General features: G+C 61.9%; 21 protein-coding genes. 7 read left to right on the forward strand and 14 right to left on the reverse strand.

Annotated elements, in window-relative coordinates:
• Positions 1-73: 73 nt before the first annotated feature.
• A complete protein-coding gene (locus ACK3CV_RS16875; RefSeq protein WP_164141627.1) occupies positions 74-1,078 on the forward strand; it encodes a LacI family DNA-binding transcriptional regulator in 1,005 nt (334 codons plus the stop codon).
• Positions 1,079-1,084: 6 nt separating this feature from the next.
• On the opposite strand, the gene araD is transcribed toward ACK3CV_RS16875, so the two are convergent.
• The 8 genes from araD to ACK3CV_RS16915 all read right to left on the reverse strand — a co-directional run bounded on the left by araD (position 1,085) and on the right by ACK3CV_RS16915 (position 10,021).
• A complete protein-coding gene (gene araD / locus ACK3CV_RS16880) occupies positions 1,085-1,777 on the reverse strand; it encodes an L-ribulose-5-phosphate 4-epimerase (RefSeq protein WP_033632583.1) in 693 nt (230 codons plus the stop codon).
• Positions 1,771-2,640, reverse strand: a complete 870-nt coding sequence (locus tag ACK3CV_RS16885) for an L-ribulose-5-phosphate 3-epimerase (protein WP_164141625.1) — start codon at positions 2,638-2,640, stop codon at positions 1,771-1,773. Before ACK3CV_RS16885 ends, araD begins: the two co-directional genes overlap by 7 nt.
• Positions 2,627-4,114 (reverse strand): FGGY-family carbohydrate kinase, encoded by a 1,488-nt coding sequence (locus tag ACK3CV_RS16890; RefSeq protein WP_164141623.1) that lies wholly within the window; start codon positions 4,112-4,114, stop codon positions 2,627-2,629. The genes ACK3CV_RS16885 and ACK3CV_RS16890 overlap by 14 nt, the downstream gene beginning before the upstream one ends.
• Positions 4,115-4,122: 8 nt before the next feature.
• Positions 4,123-5,112 carry an ABC transporter permease gene (locus ACK3CV_RS16895; RefSeq protein WP_164141621.1) on the reverse strand — a complete coding sequence of 330 codons (990 nt, stop codon included), beginning with the start codon at positions 5,110-5,112 and terminating at the stop codon, positions 4,123-4,125.
• Positions 5,109-6,599 carry a sugar ABC transporter ATP-binding protein gene (locus ACK3CV_RS16900; RefSeq protein ID WP_164141620.1) on the reverse strand — a complete coding sequence of 497 codons (1,491 nt, stop codon included), beginning with the start codon at positions 6,597-6,599 and terminating at the stop codon, positions 5,109-5,111. Before ACK3CV_RS16900 ends, ACK3CV_RS16895 begins: the two co-directional genes overlap by 4 nt.
• A gap of 54 nt (positions 6,600-6,653) precedes the next feature.
• Complete coding sequence (locus ACK3CV_RS16905; protein WP_015378502.1) at positions 6,654-7,571, reverse strand: ABC transporter substrate-binding protein; 918 nt, start codon at positions 7,569-7,571, stop codon at positions 6,654-6,656.
• A 143-nt stretch (positions 7,572-7,714) separates the two neighbouring features.
• On the reverse strand, positions 7,715-8,782 hold the full coding sequence (locus ACK3CV_RS16910; protein ID WP_019453591.1) for an erythritol/L-threitol dehydrogenase: 1,068 nt from the start codon (positions 8,780-8,782) through the stop codon (positions 7,715-7,717).
• Between the two features lie 285 nt (positions 8,783-9,067).
• Complete coding sequence (locus ACK3CV_RS16915) at positions 9,068-10,021, reverse strand: LysR family transcriptional regulator (RefSeq protein WP_164141618.1); 954 nt, start codon at positions 10,019-10,021, stop codon at positions 9,068-9,070.
• Between the two features lie 138 nt (positions 10,022-10,159).
• On the opposite strand from ACK3CV_RS16915, the gene ACK3CV_RS16920 reads away from it, so the two are divergent.
• Together ACK3CV_RS16920 and ACK3CV_RS16925 are read left to right on the forward strand one after the other, a co-directional pair.
• Positions 10,160-11,341, forward strand: coding sequence for a M20 aminoacylase family protein (locus tag ACK3CV_RS16920; protein ID WP_060427727.1), 1,182 nt, complete (start codon positions 10,160-10,162; stop codon positions 11,339-11,341).
• Positions 11,342-11,363: 22 nt separating this feature from the next.
• Complete coding sequence (locus tag ACK3CV_RS16925) at positions 11,364-12,152, forward strand: ABC transporter substrate-binding protein (protein ID WP_164141616.1); 789 nt, start codon at positions 11,364-11,366, stop codon at positions 12,150-12,152.
• 158 nt (positions 12,153-12,310) lie between these two features.
• Here ACK3CV_RS16925 and tmaR read toward each other — a convergent pair whose 3' ends face one another.
• The 3 genes from tmaR to ACK3CV_RS16940 all read right to left on the reverse strand — a co-directional run bounded on the left by tmaR (position 12,311) and on the right by ACK3CV_RS16940 (position 14,718).
• Positions 12,311-12,628 (reverse strand): PTS system regulator TmaR, encoded by a 318-nt coding sequence (gene tmaR, locus ACK3CV_RS16930; RefSeq protein ID WP_004935612.1) that lies wholly within the window; start codon positions 12,626-12,628, stop codon positions 12,311-12,313.
• Positions 12,629-12,788: 160 nt separating this feature from the next.
• Entirely contained in the window at positions 12,789-13,856 is a 1,068-nt protein-coding gene (locus tag ACK3CV_RS16935; RefSeq protein WP_033647985.1) for an FUSC family protein, read from the reverse strand.
• A gap of 94 nt (positions 13,857-13,950) precedes the next feature.
• The gene (locus tag ACK3CV_RS16940) at positions 13,951-14,718 is read right to left on the reverse strand and encodes an N-acetylmuramoyl-L-alanine amidase (RefSeq protein ID WP_033635246.1); all 768 of its coding nucleotides are present in this window, start codon (positions 14,716-14,718) and stop codon (positions 13,951-13,953) included.
• A gap of 176 nt (positions 14,719-14,894) precedes the next feature.
• Between ACK3CV_RS16940 and ACK3CV_RS16945 the strand changes: the two genes are divergently transcribed.
• Positions 14,895-15,641, forward strand: a complete 747-nt coding sequence (locus ACK3CV_RS16945) for a S24 family peptidase (protein WP_004935623.1) — start codon at positions 14,895-14,897, stop codon at positions 15,639-15,641.
• 34 nt (positions 15,642-15,675) lie between these two features.
• Here ACK3CV_RS16945 and ACK3CV_RS16950 read toward each other — a convergent pair whose 3' ends face one another.
• The gene (locus ACK3CV_RS16950) at positions 15,676-16,785 is read right to left on the reverse strand and encodes an SDR family oxidoreductase (protein WP_048321809.1); all 1,110 of its coding nucleotides are present in this window, start codon (positions 16,783-16,785) and stop codon (positions 15,676-15,678) included.
• 519 nt (positions 16,786-17,304) lie between these two features.
• Here ACK3CV_RS16950 and ACK3CV_RS16955 point away from each other — a divergent pair.
• Together ACK3CV_RS16955 and sbcB are read left to right on the forward strand one after the other, a co-directional pair.
• Positions 17,305-17,493, forward strand: a complete 189-nt coding sequence (locus ACK3CV_RS16955; protein ID WP_033635247.1) for a DNA polymerase III subunit theta — start codon at positions 17,305-17,307, stop codon at positions 17,491-17,493.
• Between the two features lie 90 nt (positions 17,494-17,583).
• Positions 17,584-19,011 (forward strand): exodeoxyribonuclease I, encoded by a 1,428-nt coding sequence (sbcB, locus tag ACK3CV_RS16960; protein ID WP_033635248.1) that lies wholly within the window; start codon positions 17,584-17,586, stop codon positions 19,009-19,011.
• A gap of 70 nt (positions 19,012-19,081) precedes the next feature.
• Here sbcB and ACK3CV_RS16965 read toward each other — a convergent pair whose 3' ends face one another.
• Positions 19,082-20,449: an APC family permease gene (locus tag ACK3CV_RS16965; protein WP_164141614.1), complete on the reverse strand. Its 1,368-nt coding sequence runs from the start codon at positions 20,447-20,449 to the stop codon at positions 19,082-19,084.
• A gap of 534 nt (positions 20,450-20,983) precedes the next feature.
• Entirely contained in the window at positions 20,984-22,402 is a 1,419-nt protein-coding gene (locus tag ACK3CV_RS16970) for a glutamine synthetase family protein (RefSeq protein WP_060421866.1), read from the reverse strand.
• On the opposite strand from ACK3CV_RS16970, the gene ACK3CV_RS16975 reads away from it, so the two are divergent.
• The gene (locus tag ACK3CV_RS16975) at positions 22,316-22,600 is read left to right on the forward strand and encodes a hypothetical protein (protein ID WP_162057002.1); all 285 of its coding nucleotides are present in this window, start codon (positions 22,316-22,318) and stop codon (positions 22,598-22,600) included. The two genes, ACK3CV_RS16970 and ACK3CV_RS16975, sit on opposite strands and share 87 nt — an antisense overlap.
• Positions 22,601-22,658 lie beyond the last annotated feature (58 nt).

A 22,658-nucleotide genomic window follows, 5' to 3' on the forward strand; every position in this document is an offset into this window, starting at 1 on the left:
ACTCCCCCCTAGCACCGCCCCCGCCCTTTCCCTACAATAAGGGATCTGTTGAGGCATAACGCAAGGAAAGACGGTGTCGAAAGCCAATCCCAATGCCACTATCGTGGATATCGCCCGCCGCGCCAGGGTGACCAATATCACCGTTTCCCGCGCCTTCAATAAGCCCGAGCTGGTCAAGCCGGAAACCCGCGAGCGCATTCACGCCATCGCCAAAGAGCTGAACTATGTGCCCAACGCGTTCGCGCAGGGGCTGAAAAGCAGCAGCAGCCAGATTATCGGCATCGTCACCAGCAGCATGTACAACCCGTTCTATTCCGGCCTGATCAAGACCGTGTCGCGCATTGCGCGTCAGCAGGGCTACCAGATCATGCTGTTCGACACCGACGGCAGCGAAGAGGCGGAAATGCGCGCCATTCAGGCGCTGTTCGGCTACAAGGCGCGCGGCATCCTGCTGTCGGCGGTGCGCGACGACAAGCGCTACCGCCCCGCCTATCTCGAGCTGGCCGAGGTGTACGGCGTGCCGCTGATCCTGATCGACCGCGATCTTTACGATCAGCAGCTGAGCGGCGTGTTCCTCGATAACCGCGAGATTGGCGTGCTGGCCGGGCGCTATCTGGCGGAGCAGCCGGAGAAGAAACTTTTGATCATCGGCGGCCCGGCGGATTCGGAAATTACCTTAACGCGCACCGCCGGCATCGTCGCGGCACTGCAGGGCAGCGGGCGTAAGATTCATATCATCAACGGCGACTACGATTTCACCTCACAGGAAAGCGAGGTGCGCGCCTATCTGGCGCAGCCGGAGAACCGCCCGGATTACATCATCGGCCTGAACGGCATCATCACGCTGGGCGCCATCGCCATCTGCCACGAGATGGGGCTTTATGAGCAGGTGAAGTTCTTCTCGATAGACGAACCGCCGCGCGCCGGCGCTTACGGCCTGCACATTCCGGGGGTGTATCACGATACGCAAAAGCTGGGGGAGATCGCCGCGGAGCTGCTGTTCAGCGCCATTAACAGCCCGCGCGGCGAGTTGCCGGTGCGCAGAGAGTTCTTCACCGGCTCGCTGTTGAATCGCTGACGGGCGCTATTGCCCGTAGTAGGCGTGTTTGCCGTGCTTGCGCAGGAAATGTTTGTCCAATAGCTCCGGCTGCATCGGGGCGATGGCCGGCGCCAGCTGGCGCGTCGCCATCGCCATGATCGCCACCTCTTCCAGCACCACCGCGTTGTGCACCGCATCCGCCGCGTCCTTGCCCCAGGCAAACGGGCCGTGGGAATAGACCAGCACTCCCGGCACCTGCTGCGGATCGCGCCCCGCCTGATTGAAGGTCTCGATAATCACCTTGCCGGTTTCCCCCTCGTAATCGCCGGCGATCTCCGCCTCGCTCATCGGCCGGGTACAGGGAATGTCGCCGTAAAAGTAGTCGGCGTGGGTGGTGCCCAGCGCCGGGATTGGCTGCCCGGCCTGCGCCCAGATGGTGGCGTTGCGGCTGTGGGTGTGCACCACGCCGCCGATATCGGCGAAGGCGCGGTACAGCGCCAGGTGAGTGGCGGTGTCGGATGAGGGTTTGCGGTGCCCTTCGCGCACCTTGCCCTCCAGATCCACCACCACCAAATCCTCCAGCGTCATCGCCTCGTAGGCGATGCCCGAAGGCTTGATCACCACCAGCCCGCTCTGGCGGTCGATCGCCGAGACGTTGCCCCAGGTAAAGGTCACCAGCCCGTATGCCGGCAGGCTGAGGTTGGCGGCCAGCACCTGCCTTTTGAGTTCGTTCAGCATGCGATGCCTCCCTCAATCATCTGTTGTTCGATCCAGGCCTTGGCCTGGGCGATGCGTTGCTTATCCTGCCCGTCTTCGCGCGCCCACATCTCCAGCAGGTAGGGGCCGCGATAGCCGAGCGAGTTGAGCACGGAAAAGGCGTGGGCGAAATCCACGCAGCCCTCGCCGAACGGCACGTCGCGGAACTGCCCGGCGCTGCCCGGCCCCACCGCGACGGTGTCTTTGAGGTGCACGGCGGTGATGCTGCCGATGCCCAGCGCCAGCTCGGCGTCGACGTCATTGCCCCAGGCGCTGAGGTTGCCGAGATCGGGATACACCGTGAACCACGGGCTGTTGACGTGGCGGGCGATGTCGCGCCATTTGCTGATGCTGTTGATGAACGGCGTGTCCATCACCTCCACCGACAGCATCACCTGCGCCCTGGCGGCCTGCGCCGCCGCCCACTGCATGCCCTCGATAAAGCGCTCGCGGCTGTGGCGATCGGCCGGTTCGTAATAGACGTCGTAGCCCGCCAGCTGGATGTTGCGGATGCCGAGATCCGTCGCCAGTTCCAGCGCCTTGCTCATCAGCACCCGCGCCCTTTCGCGGGTGGCGGCGTCGGCGCTGCCGAACGGATCGCGCCGGTGCGCCGACAGGCACAGGCTCGGCACCGTCACCCCGCTGTCGAGCCGCGCCTGGATAAACGCCAGCCGCTGGCGGCGATCCCAGTCCAGCCGCTGCTGGCGCGCCGGCTGTTCGTCGATCGACATCTCCACAAATTCAAAGCCCAGCTCGGCGGCGGTGGCCAGCCGCTGCGGCCAGCTCAGTTCAGCGGGCAGCGCCTTTTCATACAGCCCCAGACAGGCGGCGTTAGTCGTTTGCATCAGTCACCTCACTCAAAGCCTGGGCGACCGCCAGATAGCGTGCCTGCTGGGCGCGCAGGCGCCGGTGGGTGGCGGTCGCGGGATAATAACAACGCAGCTTGGGCGGCGCGGCGGCGATCGCTTCGGCGAACCCGGCGTACTCCCCGGCGCCGACGGCGGCGCACAGGGCGGCGGCGCGGCAGCCGCTCTGGCGCGTTTCCACCACCTCGAGCGGCAGGTTGCCGGCGTCGGCGTACATCTGCATCCACACCTCGGACTGCGTCGGCCCGCCGGTCATGCGCACCCGCTCGATGCGCGGGTTCAGCTGCACCATGCGCTCCTGATGGATCAGGTGCGAGAACACGATGCCCTGGTAGATCGCCTGCACCACGTCCGCCATCTCGTGGTGGGCGCTCAGGCCGATCAGCCCGCCCGGCGTGTTGCCGCCGAGGTTGGAGCCGTACAGATAAGGCAGGAACAGCAGCCCGCTGGGCTGCTCGCGGCGCTCGGCCACCCAGGCGTTGAACTGGGCGTAGCGCTGCCGATCGTCGGCGCAGAACTGGCGCAGGAACCAGGCCAGGTTACCGGCCGAGGTCGGGCTGCCTTCGTGCACGAAATAGCGGCCGTCGATGCAGTAGCGCCCCCAGGCGTAGGGGTAGTCGGCGGGAATGATGCGCTCGGTCACGCAGGTGGCGATCGACCAGGTGCCCGCCACCGCGCTGAGCGTGCGATCGTCGGCCACGCCGGAGCTGAGCGCCGCGCCCACCACGTCGAACAGGCCGCCGTACACCGCGGTGCCAACGCGCAGGCCGCATTGCGCCGCCGCCGCCGCCGTCACCCGCCCGGCCAGCTGCGCGGAGCCGATCACCGGCGCGGTCTTCTCCTGCGCCTCTTCGATGCCGAAGGCCGCCAGCAGCGCCGGATCGTAAGCGCCGCTGTGCTGGTTAAACAGGTTGCTGCCGGAGATGTTGGTCACTTCGGCCACCGCCTCGCCGGTGAGGCGAAAGCGCAGGTAGTCGTGCGCCATCAGGATGCGATCGACGGCGGCGTACTGCGCCGGTTGCTGCTGCTTCAGCCAGCGCAGCAGCAGCGCCGGGTGGCTGGGCCACAGCGGCTGCAGGCTGCGCGGGTAGGTCTGCGCATCCATGCCGGCGCGGCGCAGCTCAGCCGCCGTGGCCGCCGCCCGGTTGTCCGAAGAGAGAATGCCGTTGCCGACCGGTTTGCCGTGGCGATCGATGGCGTACAGCCCTTTGCCGTGCGCCGAAAAGCTGACGCCGCGCACCTGCCCGGCCTCCAACCCCGCCGCGTGCAGCGTCTGGCGGATCGCCGCGCAAACGTCATCCCACAGCGCGTCCATATTGCGTTCGCTGAAGCCCGGCTGGGCGGCAATTGCCGCGCCGTCGCGCTCGGCGATCGCCAGCTCTTCGCCGCTTGCCCGATACAGCCCGGCCTTGATCACCGTGCCGCCGACGTCTATGCCAAGAAAGACTGACATCGCGCCTCCTATTTGCGCCGCACAGAGCTGAGGTAGATGGCGGCCAGAATGATGCCGCCCTTCACCACGTTCTGGATATATGGCGACACGTTCATCAGATTGAGGCCGTTGTTGAGTACCCCGAGCATCATCGCCCCCACCAGCGTGCCAATGATGGCGCCGCGCCCGCCGGAGATCGCCGCCCCGCCCAGCACTACGGCGGCGATGGCGTCCAGCTCGAAGCCTTCGCCGGCGTTGGGCTGCCCGCTCATCAGGCGCGAGGTCAGCACCAGCCCGGCCAGCGCGGCGGTCAAGCCGCTGATCACGTACACCAGCATCTTGTAGCGCGGCACGCGGATGCCGCTCAGGCGCGCCGCCTCTTCGTTGCCACCCATCGCGTAGACGTAGCGGCCGAACGGCAGCTGGTTGAGCATCAGCCAGGCCAGCAGGTACACGCCGAGCATGATCAGGATCGGCACCTGAATGCCCAGCACCGTGCCGCGGCCAAAGAACGCGAAGACGTCGGGCAGGCCGGAGATTGGGTAGCCGCCGGTATAGAGCAGCGCCAGGCCGCGGGCGATGCCCATCGACGCCAGGGTGACGATGATCGGCGGCATGCGCAGGTAGGCGATGCAGGCGCCGTTGGCCAGGCCGAACAGCGCGCCGACCGCCAGCGCCGCCACCATCGCCAGCGGGATCGGCACCGCCGCCAGCATCAGCCCGGCGGCGACCGAGCCGGCCAGCGCCATCACCGGCCCCACCGAGAGATCGATACCGCCGGTCAGGATGGCGCAGGTCATGCCCACCGCGATGATGGCATTGATCGACACCTGGCGCGCCACGTTGGTCAGGTTGTTGACGCTGAGGAAGCTGTCGTTCAACAGGCTCATCAGCACGAACAGGACAGCGAAGCCGATAAACGGCAAGACCGCCGGGTGATGCAGCAGTTTTTCCCAGCGCTTGCCGAGGCTGGGGCCGGCGGCGCGGCGCGCCACGGCGGGTTGGTCAATTCCGATCATAAGGCACTCCCGGTCGCGTGAAGCATGATGTAGTTGGATTCGATGTCGTCGCCGGTCAGCTCGGCAACGATGTGGCCGCCGCGAAACACCAGCACGCGGTCGCACACGCCGATGATCTCCGGCAGTTCGGAGGAAATCATGATGATGGAGATGCCCTGCTGGGTCAGTTGCTGCATCAGCTGGTAGATCTCGGCCTTGGCGCCCACGTCGATGCCGCGCGTCGGTTCGTCGAAGATCAGGATGTTGCAGTCGTTGTTGAGCCAGCGGGCGATCACCACCTTCTGCTGGTTGCCGCCGCTCAGGGTGCTGACGGCGGTCTCGGCGTCCGGGGTTTTCACCCCCACGGCGCGGATCAGCCGCTGCACCACGTCGCGATCCTTGCGGGCGCTGACGAAGATCTTGCCGCGCCGGTGGTGCCGGTTGAGGGTGATGTTCTGCGCCACCGAGAACGGCAGCACCAGGCCCTCGGTTTTGCGGCTCTCCGGCAGCAGGCCGATGCCCTGCGCCAGCGCCTGCGCCGGGGAGCGCAGCGCCGCCGGTTGGCCGCCGAGGCTGACGCGTTTGCGGTGGCAGCGGCTGGCGCCGATCAGCGCCGAGACGGTCTCGGTGCGCCCGGAGCCCACCAGCCCGGCGAAGCCGAGGATCTCGCCCTTGTGCAGGTGGAAGCGGTCGGTCGCGCCGTGCTTCTCGCGCTGGATCTCCGCCTCCAGCAGCACCGTGGCGGTATCGACCGGGTGCTGTTTCACCGGGAAGGCGTTCTCGATTTTGCGCCCGACCATCAGCCGCACCAGCTCTTCCACGTTGGTGTCGCCGGTGGCCAGCGTTTCGATGTAGGCGCCGTCGCGCAGCACGGTGATGCGATCGCAGATGGTGAAGATCTCGTCCAGGTGGTGCGAGATAAACACCATGCCGACGCCCAGCAGCCGCAGATCGTTCATCACGCTGAACAGGTGCTCGGCCTCGCCCGGCGTCAGCGTGGCGGTCGGTTCGTCCAGCACCAGCACCCGCGCCTCCAGCGACAGCGCCTTGGCGATCTCAACGAACTGCTGCTGCGCCACGCTCAGCTGCTCCACCGGGCAATCGAGATCGATAGCCACCGTCAGCCGCTTGAAAATGGCCTCGGCCTTGCGCCGCATCGCCCGCCGATCCAGCAGGCCCCAGCGGTTCTTGATCTCCCGGTTGAGGAAGATGTTGTCAATGGCGCTCATGTAGGGAATCAACGAGAATTCCTGAAAAATAATGCCGACGCCGGCCTCGATCGCCTGGCGATAGTTGTTAAAGCGGCGCTGCTCGCCGTCGATAAAAATATCGCCCTCGTCCGGCTGATAGATGCCGCACATGATTTTCACCAGCGTCGATTTGCCGGCGCCGTTTTCGCCCAGCAGGGCGTGCACTTCGCCGCGTTGAATGGCCAGATCGATGCCGTCCAGCGCCTTCACGCCGGGAAAACTCTTCTTTATTCGCTTCAGTTCCAGTAAAGGTGTCACCGCATTACCCTCCGCGCCGAACGCCCCGCCGCAGCGGGGCGAACCTGGCCGCTGTTACCAGCTAAAGCCGGCCGCATTGCTGCGGTCGATCAGCTTCACTTTGACCGGCACGGTTTTCGGCACCGTGGCGCCCCAGTAGCGGGCCAGCGCAATGCCGAGCGCGATGCGCAGCTGGTCGCGCGGGAACTGCGCCGAGGTGGCGATAAACGGCGAGTTCGGCTTGAGGATCTCTTTGATGGCTTCCGGCTGGCCGTCGACGCTCACCAGCTTGACCTTGGCGCCGTTGCTTTCGATCGCCGCCAGGGCGCCGAGCGCGCCGACGTCGTTGACGCTGAAGATGCCCGCCAGATCCGGCGCCGACTGCAGCATGTTTTCGGTCACGGTCAGCGCGGTGTCACGCTCCTGCTTGCCGTTTTGCTTGGTGACGATCTTGATGTCGGGGTATTTCTTCATCGCTGCTTCAAAGCCGCGCACGCGCTCCAGGATCGGCACCACCGGGATGCCGTCGAGGATCGCCACCTTGCCTTTGCCGCCCAGCGCTTTCGCCAGGTACTCGCCCGCCTGGAAGCCGGCGTCGTAGTTTTCCGAGCCGACGAACGAATCCAGCGGCCCTTCCGCCTGCGCGTCGATCGCCACCACCACCGCGCCAGCCTTATGGGCGGAGATCACCGCCGACTGTACCCCCACCGAATCGGTCGGGTTGATCAGCAGGATGTCCACCTTCTTCTGCAGCATGTCTTCCACGTCGCCGATCTGTTTGGCGACGTCATGGCGCGCATCGGCCACGTACACCTTGGCGCCGATATCCGCCGCCGCCTGATCCAGCGCCTGCTTCATGGTGACGAAGTAGTCGTTGTTCATTTCCTGGAACGACATACCGATAGTGATTTGCTTGGCCAGCGCCCCATGGCTGGCCGCCAACATTCCACCGGCGACGATAAAAGGCAGGGTCTTTTTGAATAATGAAAACATAGCCAATTCTCCTGTAGGGAAGCTTCTTGTTGTGGTTATCAGAGCAACAGCATGTCTTTACGTTTGGCCGACCGGCCGGCCCCCCATTGCGAGCGGGCCGGCGGTCGTGACGGCAACAGCGGTACAGCGGTACAGCGGGAGGGTCAGGGAACCAGGATCACCTTGATGGAGTCGGTCGAGTCCGCCAGGGCGAAGGCTTCGTCCCAGTCGTTCAATGAATAGCTGTGGGTCACCACGCCATTGGAGGTCACCAGCCCGCGCTCGAACAGATCGATGGCGATTTCGTAGCTGTAGGGCGCCAGGTGCGCGCCGCGAATGTCCAGCTCTTTGCGATCGCCGATGATCGACCAATCGACGGTGGTTTCCTTGCCGAACACGCTGAACTCCACGAAGCGGCCCAGCTTGCGGATCATCTGCAGCCCCTGGGTGACGCCGATCGGCGCGCCGGTGGCCTCGATGTAGACGTCGCAGCCGTAGCCGCCGGTCAGCGATTTGACGATCTGGTCGGCGTCTTCCTTCAGCGGGTTGATCACCACGTCGGCGCCGAACTCTTTCGCCAGCGCCAGCCGCTCGTCGATGGCGTCGATCACGATCAGTTTCTTCGGCGTCTTCAGGCGCGCCACCTGCACCATACACAGCCCGAGCGGCCCGGCGCCGGCCAGCACCACCACGTCGTCCAGCTGGATGTCGCCGCGCGCCACGGTGTGGATGGCGCAGGCCATCGGTTCAATCAATACCGCGTCTTCATGGCTCAGGCTTTCCGGGATCTTGTGCACGATGGCGTTCTCGGAAAAGCGCATGTACTCCGCCATGCCGCCCTCCGCCACGTCTTTTTGGAAACCGTAAATGTTATGCGTCTCACACATCCAGTAACTGCCGGATTTGCAGTAGCGGCACTCCCAGCACGGCACGATCTGCTCGGCGATCACCCGCTCGCCGAGCTGGTATTTGCCTTCCGCGCCCTCGCCCAGCGCGGCGATGCGGCCGTAGAACTCGTGCCCCGGCACCACCGGCGGTTTGACCCACGGGTTTTCCCCCCAAAACATCTGCGCGCCGTTCTTGCACTTGCAGTCGCCGGCGCAGATGCCGCAGCCTTCCACCTTGATCACCAGCTCGCGCGCCTTCGGCAACGGCGTGGGTACCTGTTCGAAACGATAGTCCTGCGGGCCGTGGCAAACGACCGCACGCATTTTTTCCGGCAACTGGCTCATTTCTTCCTCCAATACACTCATTAAACGCTTGAATTTTCTTAATGTTGACGTTGTCATTTTTATCCAGCAAAAAACAACAAACGCTATAAAGTGATAAATTTCAATAAATTAATCATCAAACATCCAGGAAAACCAAAAATGACAACGTGAACATAGAGCAACATATAACCAAAGCTGCAAAAATAATTATTTGAGCGAAATCACATATCGTTAACATTGCGGCTAAAAATGCTACAAATGCGGATCGCGATCCCATTTACTGGATCGGCGATCCGGGGTGATCCGCTAAATCAGCAGGCGCACGCGATCGTAGATCTGGCGATCTTCCGGCCGCGACGATCGCGCCTGCTGGCGCAGGGTGCGCACCAGCGTGTCGATAAACGCATGGGCGGCGGCGCTTAGAATGCTGTTGCGCCGAGTGACGATATTCAGCTGCACCGGCCGGCAGCTCTCCCGCAGCGCCAGCGGCTGCAGGCGAGAGGCGAACTGCGGCAGCGCGGCAATCGGCTGCGGACAGCAGGTACACATTTCGGCGAACTCCACCAGCGCCTGCAGCATGCCGAACGAATGCGCCTGGATAATGCGCTGGCGCGGCAGGCGCACGCCGTGGCGGAGAAACACCTCGTCGAACAGCGCATCGAAACTTTCCGGGGTATAGCTCATCACCCAATCCTGTTCCAGCAGCTGATGCAGCGAGGTGCTGTGCGCCAGCGGGTGGCCGAGCCGCACCATGTACGCCGTTTCATACTCCAGCAGCGGCTCGCAGTGGAACTCCTGCGGCGCCGACGACGCCGGCAGCGGCGTGATGGCGAAATCCATCGTGCCCTCGCGCAGCTGCGACTGGGCGTTGGCCATCAGGCTTTCCGACAGCTCCAGCCGCACCGCCGGCATCTTGCTGCGAAACGCCATCACCGCCGACGGCAGCACCGTCAGCATCAGCCAGGGGGTGAACGCCGCCTTGACCAGATCCGCCGTGCGCCCGCGCAGCGCCGCCATTTCGCCCTGCGCCTGCTCCAGCTGGTTCAGCACCAGCCGGGCGTGCGCCAGCAAGGTTTTGCCGTAGGGGGTAAAGCCCAGCCCGGTCGGGGTGCGGATCAGCAGCGGCAGCGCCTGTTCCTGCTCCAGTTCGCGCAGCGCGCGGGTCACCGCCGCCTGCGACAGCCCCAGATGCCGCGCCGCCGCGCGAATGCTGCCGCTGTCGGCGCTGGCCACCAGCGCCTGCAGTTGGTGCAGTTTCATGTTCACCTCCTGACAATCATCGGTTGTCAGCATAACCGAACGGCGGCTACCCGGCAAAAACGGAGTTTGCTAGTCTCGATGCCTACCCCTCTGCCCCATTCCCCGCCCGTTGGCCGGGACCCTTTGCCGGAGACCGTGATGAGCCCTTCACTCGTACTGCCTGAGATCGCCGCCGTTCATGATGAGATGGTCGCGCTTCGCCGCCACATACACGCCCACCCGGAGCTGGGATTTAAGGAGTTCGCGACGTCGGATCTGGTGGCGCAGCGTCTGGAGGAGTGGGGTTACCGCGTCACGCGCGGCGTAGGACAAACCGGTGTTGTCGCCACATTGCAGCGCGGGCCGGGAAAATCGCTCGGCATCCGCGCCGACATGGACGCCCTGCCGATCGCCGAAACGACCGGCTTGCCGCATGCCAGCACCCATGCCGGGGTGATGCACGCCTGCGGCCACGACGGGCACACCGCCATGCTGCTGGCGGCGGCGCGCTGTCTGGCGCGGCAGCCGAACTTCAGCGGCACGCTGCACCTGATCTTTCAGCCGGCGGAAGAAGGCGGCGGCGGCGCCAGAGTGATGATTGAAGACGGCCTGTTTGAGCGCTTCCCCTGCGACGCGGTGTTCGCCATGCACAACGTGCCCGGCTTCCCCACCGGCCACCTGGGCTTCGCCAGCGGCCCCTTGATGTGCTCGGCCGATACGGTGCACATCACCCTGCACGGCCACGGCGGCCACGGCGCAGTGCCGCAGAGCACCGTCGATCCGGTGGTGGCCTGCGCGGCCATCGTCATGAGCCTGCAAACCATCGTGGCGCGCAATATCGATCCGCAGGAAACGGCGATCGTCACCGTGGGAGCGATGCAGGCCGGCCAGGCCGCCAACGTAATCCCGGCGACCGCCACCCTGACGCTCAGCGTGCGCGCGCTGACGGCGGTGGTGCGCGCGCGGCTGGAACAGCGCATCACCGAGCTGGTCACGGCGCAGGCCGCCAGCTTCGGCGCCCGCGCGGAGATCGACTACCGGCACGGCTACCCGGTGCTGGTGAACCACCCGGCAGAAACCGAGCTGGCGCGCGCGGTGGCGCTGGACTGGGCCGGAGAGAGCCAGGTTATCCCCACGCTGCGGCCGTTTACCGCCAGCGAAGATTTCGCCTTTATGCTGGAGAAGTGCCCAGGCAGCTACATCTCGATCGGCAACGGCCCCGCAACGCCGGGCAATTCCCTGCACAACCCCGGCTACGACTTCAATGACGACAACCTGTCGGTAGGCGCCACCTACTGGGTCAAATTGGTCGAGCGCTTTTTGGCTCGCCCCACTGTTTAATCGCCAACGCTGAGGAAATGACATGAAAACCATCAAAGGGCTGTTGTTGTTGCTGCCGCTGGCCGTGAGCTTTCCCGCGCTGAGCGGCGAATTCAGCGGCAAGGTGATCAAGCTGGGCATCGATCCCACCTTTCCGCCGCTGGAATATAAAAACCCGCAGGGCAAGCTGACCGGCTTCGGCGTCGACATCGCCCAGGCGCTGTGCGATCAGATGCAGGCCAAATGCGTGTGGGTGGAAAGCAGCTGGGACGGCATGATCCCCGGCCTGCAGGCGAAGAAATTCGACGCCATCGCCTCGTCGATGACCATCACGCCGCAGCGCCAGCAGCAGATCGCCTTCTCCAGCAAAGTCTCCAACGCCCCGGCGCGGCTGGTGGCGCATAAGGGCAGCAACCTGCAGCCTACCGCCGCCTCGCTGAAGGGCAAATCGGTCGGCGTGCAGCAAGGCTCCAGCCAGGAAGCCTATGCCAACGCGCTGTGGCGCCCGGCCGGCGTTAACGTGGTCGCCTACCAAAGCCAGCAGGAGGTGAACGAAGATCTGGCCAACGGTCGTCTGGATGCGTCGCTGCTGGCCAGCGTCAGCGCCAGCGAGTTCTTCAAAACGCCCGGCGGCAAAGATTTCGCCTTTATCGGGGCCGAGCTGAGCGACAGCAAATACTTCGGCGTCGGCGACGGCATTGGGGTGCGCAAAGAGGATACCGCGCTGCTGAACGCCTTCAACACCGCGCTGCAGGCGATCCGCGCCAACGGCACTTACAAGAAAATCAACGACAAGTATTTCGACTTCGACATGTACGGATCGGAGCAGTAACCAGCGTTCCCCGGCGGTCACCTGCAGATCCTGCAGGATGGGGAGGCGCCTTCGGCCGCCGGGGAACGCCCCAACGGAAACGGCAGCGTCGGCAAGAACGGAAAATCAGGCGGGATAAGGATGCGGGCCAGGCAGGACGCCCGGCCCGCTAAAGCGGGTTACTTCACTTCACCCATCGCTTTCAGCTTTTTGGACAGCTCGCGGCGTTCTTTGGACAGATCGGCATTTTTGATGATGTAGTCATCAACGCGATCTTCGTAGTCGCTGCGCATGTTGGCGATGATGCCCTGAATGTCTTCAATGCTCATGCCGGGCTTGATGTACTCACTCAGGTTGTCGAGCAGCAGCACGCGCTTCTGGTTATCACGAATTTTCTTTTCGTTGTCGACGATCTCGCGTTGCAATTTGTTTTTGCGGCGGAACATACGCACAAACTCCAGCACGTCCTGGAAACTCGGCTTATTTGCATTATCCATCTTTATACCCTTGCTTTAGTAATACACAGATTCATTTGCTTACGGCCACATGGCACCAAGATACAGGTTTGTGGCGGTCCGGCACAACAGTGATTGCCTTATCTTACCCACTTTGCCCCGGCGGCCAAAACCCAAAGCGCCGCCTTCATGATCTGACCCCTTATTCGCGCCCGGCGGCGGTGCAGACCAGGAGCAGATCCCCCAGCTCTTCCAACTGCTGCGCCAGCTCCATGCTGAGCCAGACATAGCCGTAAATCGGCGCTTCGCCGTGCTGGCCGAGGCTGACCTCCTGCATCAGCGTTTTCAGCTCGCCGGCGATCTCCGCCAGCTGCCCCGCCGCCGCCTGCCGCTGTTCCTGCGGCCCTTCGCGCATCAGCACCGCCAGCGATTCCAGCGAACTCAGCGTCAGCAGCTGGGTGCTGCGCAGCGTGCGGGCGTTCAACATGATGAAGTGCGTTTCACGCGAGGCCCAGTAGGCGTCGGCCATCAGCTCCAGCGTGCATACCAGATTGCGGCTGAGGGTTTGCACCGCCTCGAACACCGCTTTGGGGATGCGGGTTTCCTTACTGGCGGGCACGATCAGGCTGCGCAGCTTCACCACCTGATTCAACAGATCCTTGAGCTGCGGCTCCAGCCGCGGCCGCTCAATGACGTTCGGCGAAAAATAGGCGCCATAGAGGCGGGCGGCGGTTTGCAGGCAGTCCGCCATTTGCATGCGCCACAGAATATAGGCGCGCTGTGGGTAGATGCTGGTGAACAGCAGCGCCAGCAGCGAGCCGAAGATCACGTCGCCGCTGCGCCACAGCGCGGTGTGCATGTCGCCGGCGCCCGCGCCGCACACCACCGCCAGCGTGATCCCCACCAGCAGCGCCATATACGGCCGCTTGCCGAGCGTCAGGTAACCGCAGACGAACATCACCACGCCGCACCAGGCCAGCATCAGCGGCAGCGAATAGAGTTCCAGATACAGGGCAATCAGGCCGGAAGCGGCGCCGAACACCGTGCCGGCAATGCGTTGCAGCGCCCGCTGCAGCACGTTGCCCCAAAACGAGATCGGCCCCATCACCACCACCAGGGTGATCAGCGGCCAGGTGCCTTCAGGCACCGCCAGCAAGCGGATCAGCAGAAAGGTCAGGATAAACGCCAACCCAATGCGCACGCCGTGAACGATGCGATAGTGTCGATAGGTCAGCAATTCAAGGGAAGAGATTTTTCGATCGAGGCGCACGATGCCTCCGATAAAGACCAGCCAGGCCGCTATTTTAGCGGAGGAAACCCGGCAAGGAAAAGGCGAATGAGGCGTCCCCCATTCGCGGTCAGGCTCAGGCGGCGTACTTGTCGACCAGCGCGCGCAGAACGGCGGCGGTTTCGACATCCATCACGCCGTCATACTTCTGCTGGCGGAAGTGCAGCTGGAACGCGCGCACCAGCTGACGATAGCCTTCTGCGGTGTTCGCCGCCGAGGTATCGTAGCCGTATTGGGCGAACAGTTTCAGCAGCTCGGCCTGCGCCGGCAGGCCCTGGCGGCAGTATTCCTGCTGGCGCTGCTGCTTGGTCGCCTCGTCATACCAGGCGCCGACGCCGGCCTGATACAGCTGCTGCCACGGGAACTGCGGGCCCGGATCGCTCTTGCGGCCCGGCGCGATGTCGGAGTGCGCCACCACGTTCACCGGCGAGATGTCCGGGTAACGCTGCAGGATGTTCTGCGCCAGCTGGGTGACCGCCTCGATCTGCTGCGGGTTGAACGGCGGGAAGGTGATGTTTCCACCGTCGCCGCTCGCCAGGTTGACGATCTCGATGCCGATCGAGGTGTCGTTGATATTGCTGCGGGTGCCCCACTGGCTGGCGCCGGCATGCCAGGCGCGCTCGTTTTCGTCCACCAGGTTGAAAATGCGCACGCCGCTGAAGCCGGCGGCCTGATAGGTGGCTTCGGTCGGATCCGGCACCAGATAGTGTGCGCTGACCGATTTTCCGGTCAACGACTTCACCGAGTCGGCGAAGTTTTGCGCCGTGTAGTGCAGCACCAGAAAACGCACGCGGTGGCCGAAGCTGGCGACCGATCGGTAGCTATTGTAATCAATCTTGTACATCGTAAAGTCCCTCTCTCGCTTGATTTCACTGAGCGGCCCCTCATCATGACAGGCCACCCCGCACAGGTGAACCTTTGGCTCACCCTTTTTGTTTTAGCTAATTGCTAAATTATGCGCAAGCGTTTTTTAGCAAAACCGTTATTTACCTTTTTGCTAAAGAGTGCGATCATGGCACGATGGAAACTAAAGAAATCAGGCGCAACAATCTGCGCGAATTGATGGCCCGCTACGCCCGGCAAGGCGTCAACCAGAATGAATTCGCCACGCTGGTTGAGTCTTCCGCGCCGACGCTGAGCCAAATCATCGGGGAAAAATCCTCCCGCAATCTTGGCGACAATCTGGCCAGGCGGATCGAGGCCCGGCTGAATTTGCCCAAGGGCTGGTTCGACGTGTTTCACGAAAAGCAGCTGGTACGCCCGTTTGACAACGTGGCAGCGGAGTCGGACTTCCAGCCCGCCCGTTTGAAACCGGTGGTATGGGAAGATACCGAACAAGACAAGGAAGAGTTTGTGGAGATCCCGCTGCTGGATATCGATTTTTCCGCCGGCGACGGCTGCTACGAAATCGTCGATCGCGAGGAGTTTTCGCTGATCTTCCGCCGTTACTATCTGCACAAGATGGGGGTGGCGGTCAACGCCGCGCGCATTATCCGCATCTCCGGCTCCAGCATGGAACCGCGTCTGCAGGACGGCGACGTGGTCGGCATCAACACCGACGACACGCGCATCCGCGAAGGCAAGACCTACGCCATCCGCCACGGCAATTTGCTGCGGGTGAAGGTGCTGATCGAGCAGCCGGACGGCGGCGTCGTCATCCGCTCCCTCAACCGGGAAGAGTACCAGGACGAGCATCTCAGCTATCAGCAGCGCAAGGAGCAACTGGTGGTGCTCGGCCGCGTCTTCTGGTCCTCTTCGTCCTGGTAGCGGAGCAACCTCGGGCGCCCGGTGCGCCCGGCGGTTATTTGAAGTCCACCACCATCTGCTGCTGGATAGACAGCCCGCGGGTCGACTGCACGCAGCCGGCGATATAGTCGGTAAAGCGCGGCGGCTTCGGCATGCCCAGCTTGAGGATCTTTTCGTTGCTGAAACGCACGTTGAGCATGGCGAACGATCCGTACAGGCGCATCGCCTTGAGCATCAGCCGCTCGTTGCACGGGCCGAAAATGTCTTTCAGCTGGCGGCGCATTTTCACCAGCGCGTCATAGGTCACCTGCGCATACTCATCGCCCACCGGCGCCTTTTCCAGCGCCGCCGCCATGGCGCGGTCGATTTCGGCAAAGCTGACGCTGCTCTCCTCACCGGCGGAGATGTGATAAACGTCGTTCTCCAGCGTTTCGCTGTTCATCAGCATCACCAGCGCATCCGCGCAGTAGTCCGCCGGGATCACATCGATATTGTCCTGCAGCGAGCACATGAATTTGCGCAGCATCAGCGCCATGCCGAACACCCAGAAAATGCTGCTGGAAGGCTGGCAGCCCAGGCGGGTGTGGCCCACCACGATCGACGGACGAGCGATGGTCAGCGGCAGTTGCGGGCAACGCTGGCGCATCAGCTGTTCGATGGTGGATTTGGAACGGGTGTATTCCACCAGATGCTCGGCATCTTCCTCAAACTCGCCGCTCTCCGCCACCAGCGAACCCGGCTCCGGCGAACAGGACATGGCGGTACCGACGTGCAGGAAACGTTTTAATCCCGGCACCTGCGCCATTCTTTCGGCAAAGGCCAGAGTGCCTTCTACGTTTACCTTCCAAATGAGCGGGTTATTACCAAATGAAGCAACGGCCGCGCAGTTAATAACGTGCGTGACTTTGTTAATACGTGCGTCAGTTAAAAAGTCGGCCGGCTCGGAAAGGTCGCCCAACAATATATTTTCTATCGTAATTTTAGACAGCAGGTTCGCGTCGATATTAAACTTTTCCATATTCGCGCGAATACGGGCCAGCCCTTGTTGTGCATCGTCGGCGCGCACCAGCAAAAGATAATTAACAGACTGATTTTCAATCAATAATTTCTCGAGAACCGCACCACCCAAAAAGCCGGTAGCGCCGGTCAACAGTAGCGTTTTCATAATTGTCATCCACATTGGTATTGAATGTGGGAGATTGTATCTGCGGGTATTTAAACAAATATTAAATAGAATTACGGCGCCAGAAATCACTTCTCTTAATATTATCTTAAGGAATCTTTTGATACATCCAACGTGGATTTAGTAACAAAAGAATCTCATCTATTTTATGATTAATCTCTGCCGTTTAAATACCATTGATGTAGCACCTGATTTAATTTATCGGTCAATGTTATTTCTCTTATCGTCCGTGGAGGACTTATGACCTATAACCAAAAAATCTGGTTGGGGGTTTTGCTGCTGTGCGCCCTGTTTTGGGGGGCGGTGATAAGCGGCGCCTGTTCGCTGTATAACCGGGCGGATCGCTTCCAGGCTCACCACCCGGAGAGCGAGCTCGCCGCTCGCCACAGCCAGCCCCCTTGCACGCAACCCAGCTCACAGGCATCAAGCGCCCCCCGGAATGGGTAGGGACAAGACCCGCTAACGATCCTATTATGCCCTAAGGTTAACAGGGAGATAACGATGGCTCGAAAGCTGGATAGCTTACCGCAGGCACAACGCGAGAAAATAGAAACCGATTTGCTGGCCATCAGCGTGATCTACAATGAGCGCTACGGCATCGCCTCGACCCAGGCGGAAACGGAACGACAGATCCCCGACCACCTGCTCCCCTACTTTCATCAACGGCTGGATTACTATCGCCGTGCGTAATTGCGCGCATTTCGCTAACCGTCACTTGGCATCGCTCCCTACGCCGTTACAATAGGAGCATATTGTATCCGCCACTGAAGAGACGCGATTTTGAGCAGCAAGGCAACGGCCACATTTTATATTCACGATTACGAAACCTTCGGCAAAAGCCCGTCGCTGGACCGCCCGGCGCAGTTTGCCGGCGTGCGCACCGATATGGATTTCAACATTATCGAAGAGCCGCTGGTCATCTACTGCGCCCCGGCCGACGACTACCTGCCGGAACCCGAGGCGGTGATGATCACCGGCATCACGCCGCAGGTGGCGCGCGCCAAAGGCGTTAACGAAGCCGAATTCACCCGCCAAATCCACCAGGCCTTCAGCGTGGCCGGCACCTGCATTCTCGGTTACAACAACATCCGTTTCGATGACGAAGTGAGCCGCAATATCTTCTATCGCAACTTCTACGATCCCTATGCCTACAGTTGGCAAAACGGCAACTCGCGCTGGGATCTGCTGGATGTGATGCGCGCCTGCTACGCCCTGCGCCCGGACGGCATCGTCTGGCCGGAAAACGAAGACGGCTTCCCCAGCTTCCGCCTGGAGCATCTCACGCGCGCCAACGGCGTCGAGCACACGCAGGCTCACGACGCAATGTCGGACGTTTACGCCACCATCGCCATGGCCAAGCTGGTCAAGCAGGCGCAGCCGCGGCTGTTCGATTTCCTGTTGCAGCACCGCAACAAGCACAAGCTGAACGCCCTGATCGACGTCGCCGAAATGACGCCGCTGGTGCACGTCTCCGGCATGTTTGGCGCGGCGCGCGGCAACACCAGCTGGGTGTCGCCGTTGGCCTGGCACCCGGACAACAAAAACGCGGTGATCATGTGCGATCTCGCCGGCGATATGACGCCGCTGCTGACGCTGAGCGCTGAGCAGCTGCGGGAACGGCTGTACACCCGCCGCGACGACCTGGCGCCGGATCAGGCGCCGGTGCCGATCAAGCTGGTGCACATCAACAAATGCCCGGTGCTGGCGCCGGCCAAAACCCTGCTGCCGGAGAACGCCGAGCGGCTGGGCATCGATCGCCAGGCCTGCCTGCAAAACCTGCAGCTGCTGAAACAGCACCCGGAAGTGCGTGAGAAAGTGGTGGCGCTGTTCGCCGAAGCCGAGCCGTTCAAAGGCTCCGACGACGTCGACGCCCGGCTGTATGACGGCTTCTTCAGCGACGCCGACAAGGCGGCGATGAGGATTATCCAGCAGACCAAGCCGCAGAACCTGCCGGCGCTGGATCTGGCCTTCAGCGACGGCCGCATGAAAGAGCTGCTGTTCCGCTTCCGCGCGCGCAACTACCCGAATACGCTGGACGATGCCGAACAGCGCCGCTGGCTGCAGCACCGCCAGGAAGCGCTGAGCGCGGAGCGCGTGCAGAGTTACCTGCTGCAGCTCGAATCGCTGTATAACCTGCACGAAGGCGACAAAGAGAAAACCGCCCTGTTGAAAGCGCTGTTCGATTACGGCAAAGAGTTGGTGGGGTAAACCCGCAGCAAGCAGAAAAGGAAAAGGCCGCGAATGCGGCCTTTTTTGTGGCTGAGGAGACGGCTCGCGCTTAGGCGGCGTCTTCGCTCGCTTGCGGCACCGGCAGACGGAAGCTGCGGGTGACGAAGGTCAGGTAGATCAGACCGATGGCCGCCCAGACCAGGCCCAGCGTCATCGAGCTGGCTTCCAGGTTGATCCACAGCGCGCCGACGGTCAATGCGCCCAGCACCGGCAGGATCAGGTAGTTGAACGTGTCTTTCACGGTGCGGTTCATCTTGTCGCGAATATAGAACTGCGAAATCACCGACAGGTTAACGAAGGTGAAGGCCACCAGCGCACCAAAGTTGATCAGCGCGGTCGCGGTCACCAGGTCAAACGACACGGCGGACAGCGCGATGGCGCCAACCAGCAGCACGTTCAGCGCCGGGGTACGCCACTTCGGATGTACATAGCCGAAGAAACGAGTCGGGAACACACCGTCGCGGCCCATCACGTACATCAGACGCGAAACGCCCGCGTGCGCCGCCATGCCTGACGCCAATACCGTCACGCAGGAGAACACCAGGATCACCGACTGGAAGAATTTGCCCGCCACGTACAGCATGATTTCAGGCTGCGACGCGTCAGGATCCTTGAAGCGCGAGATGTCCGGGAAGTACAGCTGCACGAAGTAAGACACCACGATAAAGATGATGCCGCCGATCAGCGCCGTCAGGAAGATGGCTTTCGGGATCACTTTTTCCGCGTCTTTGGTCTCTTCAGACAGCGAGCTGATGCCGTCGAAGCCCAGGAACGAGAAGCACAGGATGGTCGCGCCGGTAATCATCGGCACCACGTGAGCGTTATCGGACCAGAATGGGCGGCTGCTGACCAGCGTACCGGCGCCTTCGCCGTGGTAAACGCCGTTGATCACCAGGCCGAGGAACACGATCATGATCGCCACCTGCACCACCACGATGATGGAGTTCAGGTTAGCCACCAGCTTGATGCCGCGCAGGTTGAAAATCGTCATCAAGCCGACCAGCACCGCCACGAAAATCCAGGACGGAACGCCCGGGAAGATCGCTTCCAGGTAAATCTTGGCCAGCAAAATGTTGATCATCGGCATGAACAGGTAGTCCAGCAGCGATGACCAGCCCACCATAAAGCCGACGTGCGGGCTGATGGCTTTCTGGGCGTAAGTGTAGGCGGAACCGGCGGAAGGGAACTTCTTCACCAGTTTGCCGTAGCTCAGGGCGGTAAACAGGATCGCCAGCAGAGCGAAGGCGTACGCGGTCGCGACGTGACCATCGGTCAGGCCGGATACGATGCCGAAGGTATCGAAGATGGTCATTGGCTGCAGATAAGCCAGGCCCATCATCACTACCGGAACCAAAGTCAGGGTTTTACGCAGCTGAGTGCGCTGAGCCGGAGCGGCGTTGAGGGTGTTATCGGACATTGTTCAGCCCCCCCTTACCTTGAGCCTTGCGGATGGCGGACACGCCAAGACTTAAGGTTGCGGGGAAACTTCGCAACGAGCGACTTAATTCTAAAAGAAGGGGATTGTAAGCTGGATAACGGGTCGAGGTAACCTCGGCTGCTCCATAGTCGCTGCGGCCACAGCGGAAACCGGCGGGCACCGGTGCTAAAGTGAAAAATTGCCCCATCTTTCTAATCCTCATGAGTCACGACCATAAAGTTTTGTTTGATCGTGCACGAAACTATTTATCTATCCGGATCGGTGTCCGGCCTCGCTTGGTGTATGAAACGCTACGTTGGTAAAACTTAATGCAAAAAAAATAACCGACGCGTTAAAACGTCGGCTATCTGCATTTGAGATATTTTGCACCAGAATGCCTCCGGATGACAAGATCCGGAAGCCCTCAAATACAAATTCTTTTTGTCGATCGAGCGGAAAACCGGCCCGGCAGGCGAATTAATCCACTACCGGCAGGCCGGTCGGCCGCACATACCTCTTACTTTATACGCCCATTCAGGCATTTTTCAACATCCAGTCAATCTCGGTTTCCGTCACTCGCCGCTCGAACTGCAGCAGTTCGTCGGTCTTGCAGGCGTGATAAACCTGGGTGAAACGCTCGCCCAGATAGTGGGTCAGCGCGTGCTGATGCTCAAACTCGTACAGCGCGTCGCTCTGGCGGATCGGCAGCGGCAGCCCCTCCTGCTCCAGCCCGTTGCCGGTCACCGGCTCAGGCAGCGGCAGCGCGTTGTCCAGCCCGTACAGCATGCCGGCCAGGATCGCCGCCATCACCAGATATGGATTGGCGTCGGCGCCGGCCACGCGATACTCCACCCGATGGTTCTCCGGTTCGCCGCAGGGAATGCGCAGCGCCACGGTGCGGTTGTTGTGGCCCCAGGCGGCCTGGATCGGCACATACATCCCAGGCTGGAAACGCCGGTAGGCGTTGACGTTCGGCGCCAGCAGCGCCATCGACGCCGGCATCAGGGTGATCATCCCGGCCAGCGCCTGTTTCAGCAGTGGCGAATCCTCGCCTTCGTCGTCGGCGAACAGGTTGTTGCCCGCGCCGTCCTGCATGCTGACATGCACGTGCATGCCGCTGCCGGCATGATCCTCGTAGGGCTTGGCCATAAAGGTGGCGTGCATGTCGTGGTTCTCGGCCACCAGCCGCACCAGCCGTTTCAGCGCCAGCGCGTGGTCGCAGGCCAGCAAGATATCGTCGGTATGACGCAGGTTGACCTCGAACTGCCCCGGCGACGCCTCCGCCACCGCGCCGTCCGCCGGCAGCCCCTGCAGCTTCGCCAGCGCGTCGATGTCGTTCAGCACCTCGGCGAAATGGTTCAGGTTATCGACGGAGTACACCTGGCTTTGGGTGTTGCGCTCCTGGGTGCCGGGCGCGCACGGCGGCTGCAGATCGCCCTCCGCGTCGCGCTGCCGATCGATGAGATAAAACTCCAGCTCTACCGCTGCCACCGGGAACAAGCCGCGCTGTCGCAGCGCCTGCCACACGCGGTTCAACACATTGCGGGGTTCAACGTCAAAGGGAGTGCCATCTTCATCCAGCATGGTCAGCAGCACCTGGCCGATATGCTGCGGATCGGCGGCCGACGGCGTCAGCGAGCCGGGTACCGGCAGGCAAATGCGGTCCGGCTCGCCGAGCTCTTGCCCAAGGCCGGTCTCCTCCACCACGTTGCCGAGGATGTCCATGGCGAACACCGACGCGGGGAAGTAGCTGCCTTTTTCCAGTTTTTTCAACCCTGAGACGGGTATGCGTTTGCCGCGGAAGGAACCATTGAGATCGGTGAGAAGGATATCGACATACTGCGTGGCGGGATGGCGTTCCAAATAATGAGCAACCTCATTTTGGAACGCGCTACTTCGCCTCTCTTCATGATGCTGTGCAAAATGTTCAACTGCTGCGCTATTGGTTTGCATACGTCACCCGCCATTATGCTCTTAAGGCGCGTTGGCGCCCGTCCGCCGTTCGATTCAACACATGATTGGATTTCTCGCCAGGCTGCGCCGCTGCCGGGCGCTCAAAATAACATCCACACCATGAAACATAGTCTTAACAGAATAGGTTTGCAAATGTTACAATCCTGTTTGATTATTCGCCGCCGGCTGCTAAATTGATAAAATATTGACCGAAAAGGCCTTGCCGCCATTTTTACGTCAACTATTTCGTCCAACG

The sequence above is a fragment of the Serratia sp. TSO36 genome (assembly GCF_057808395.1).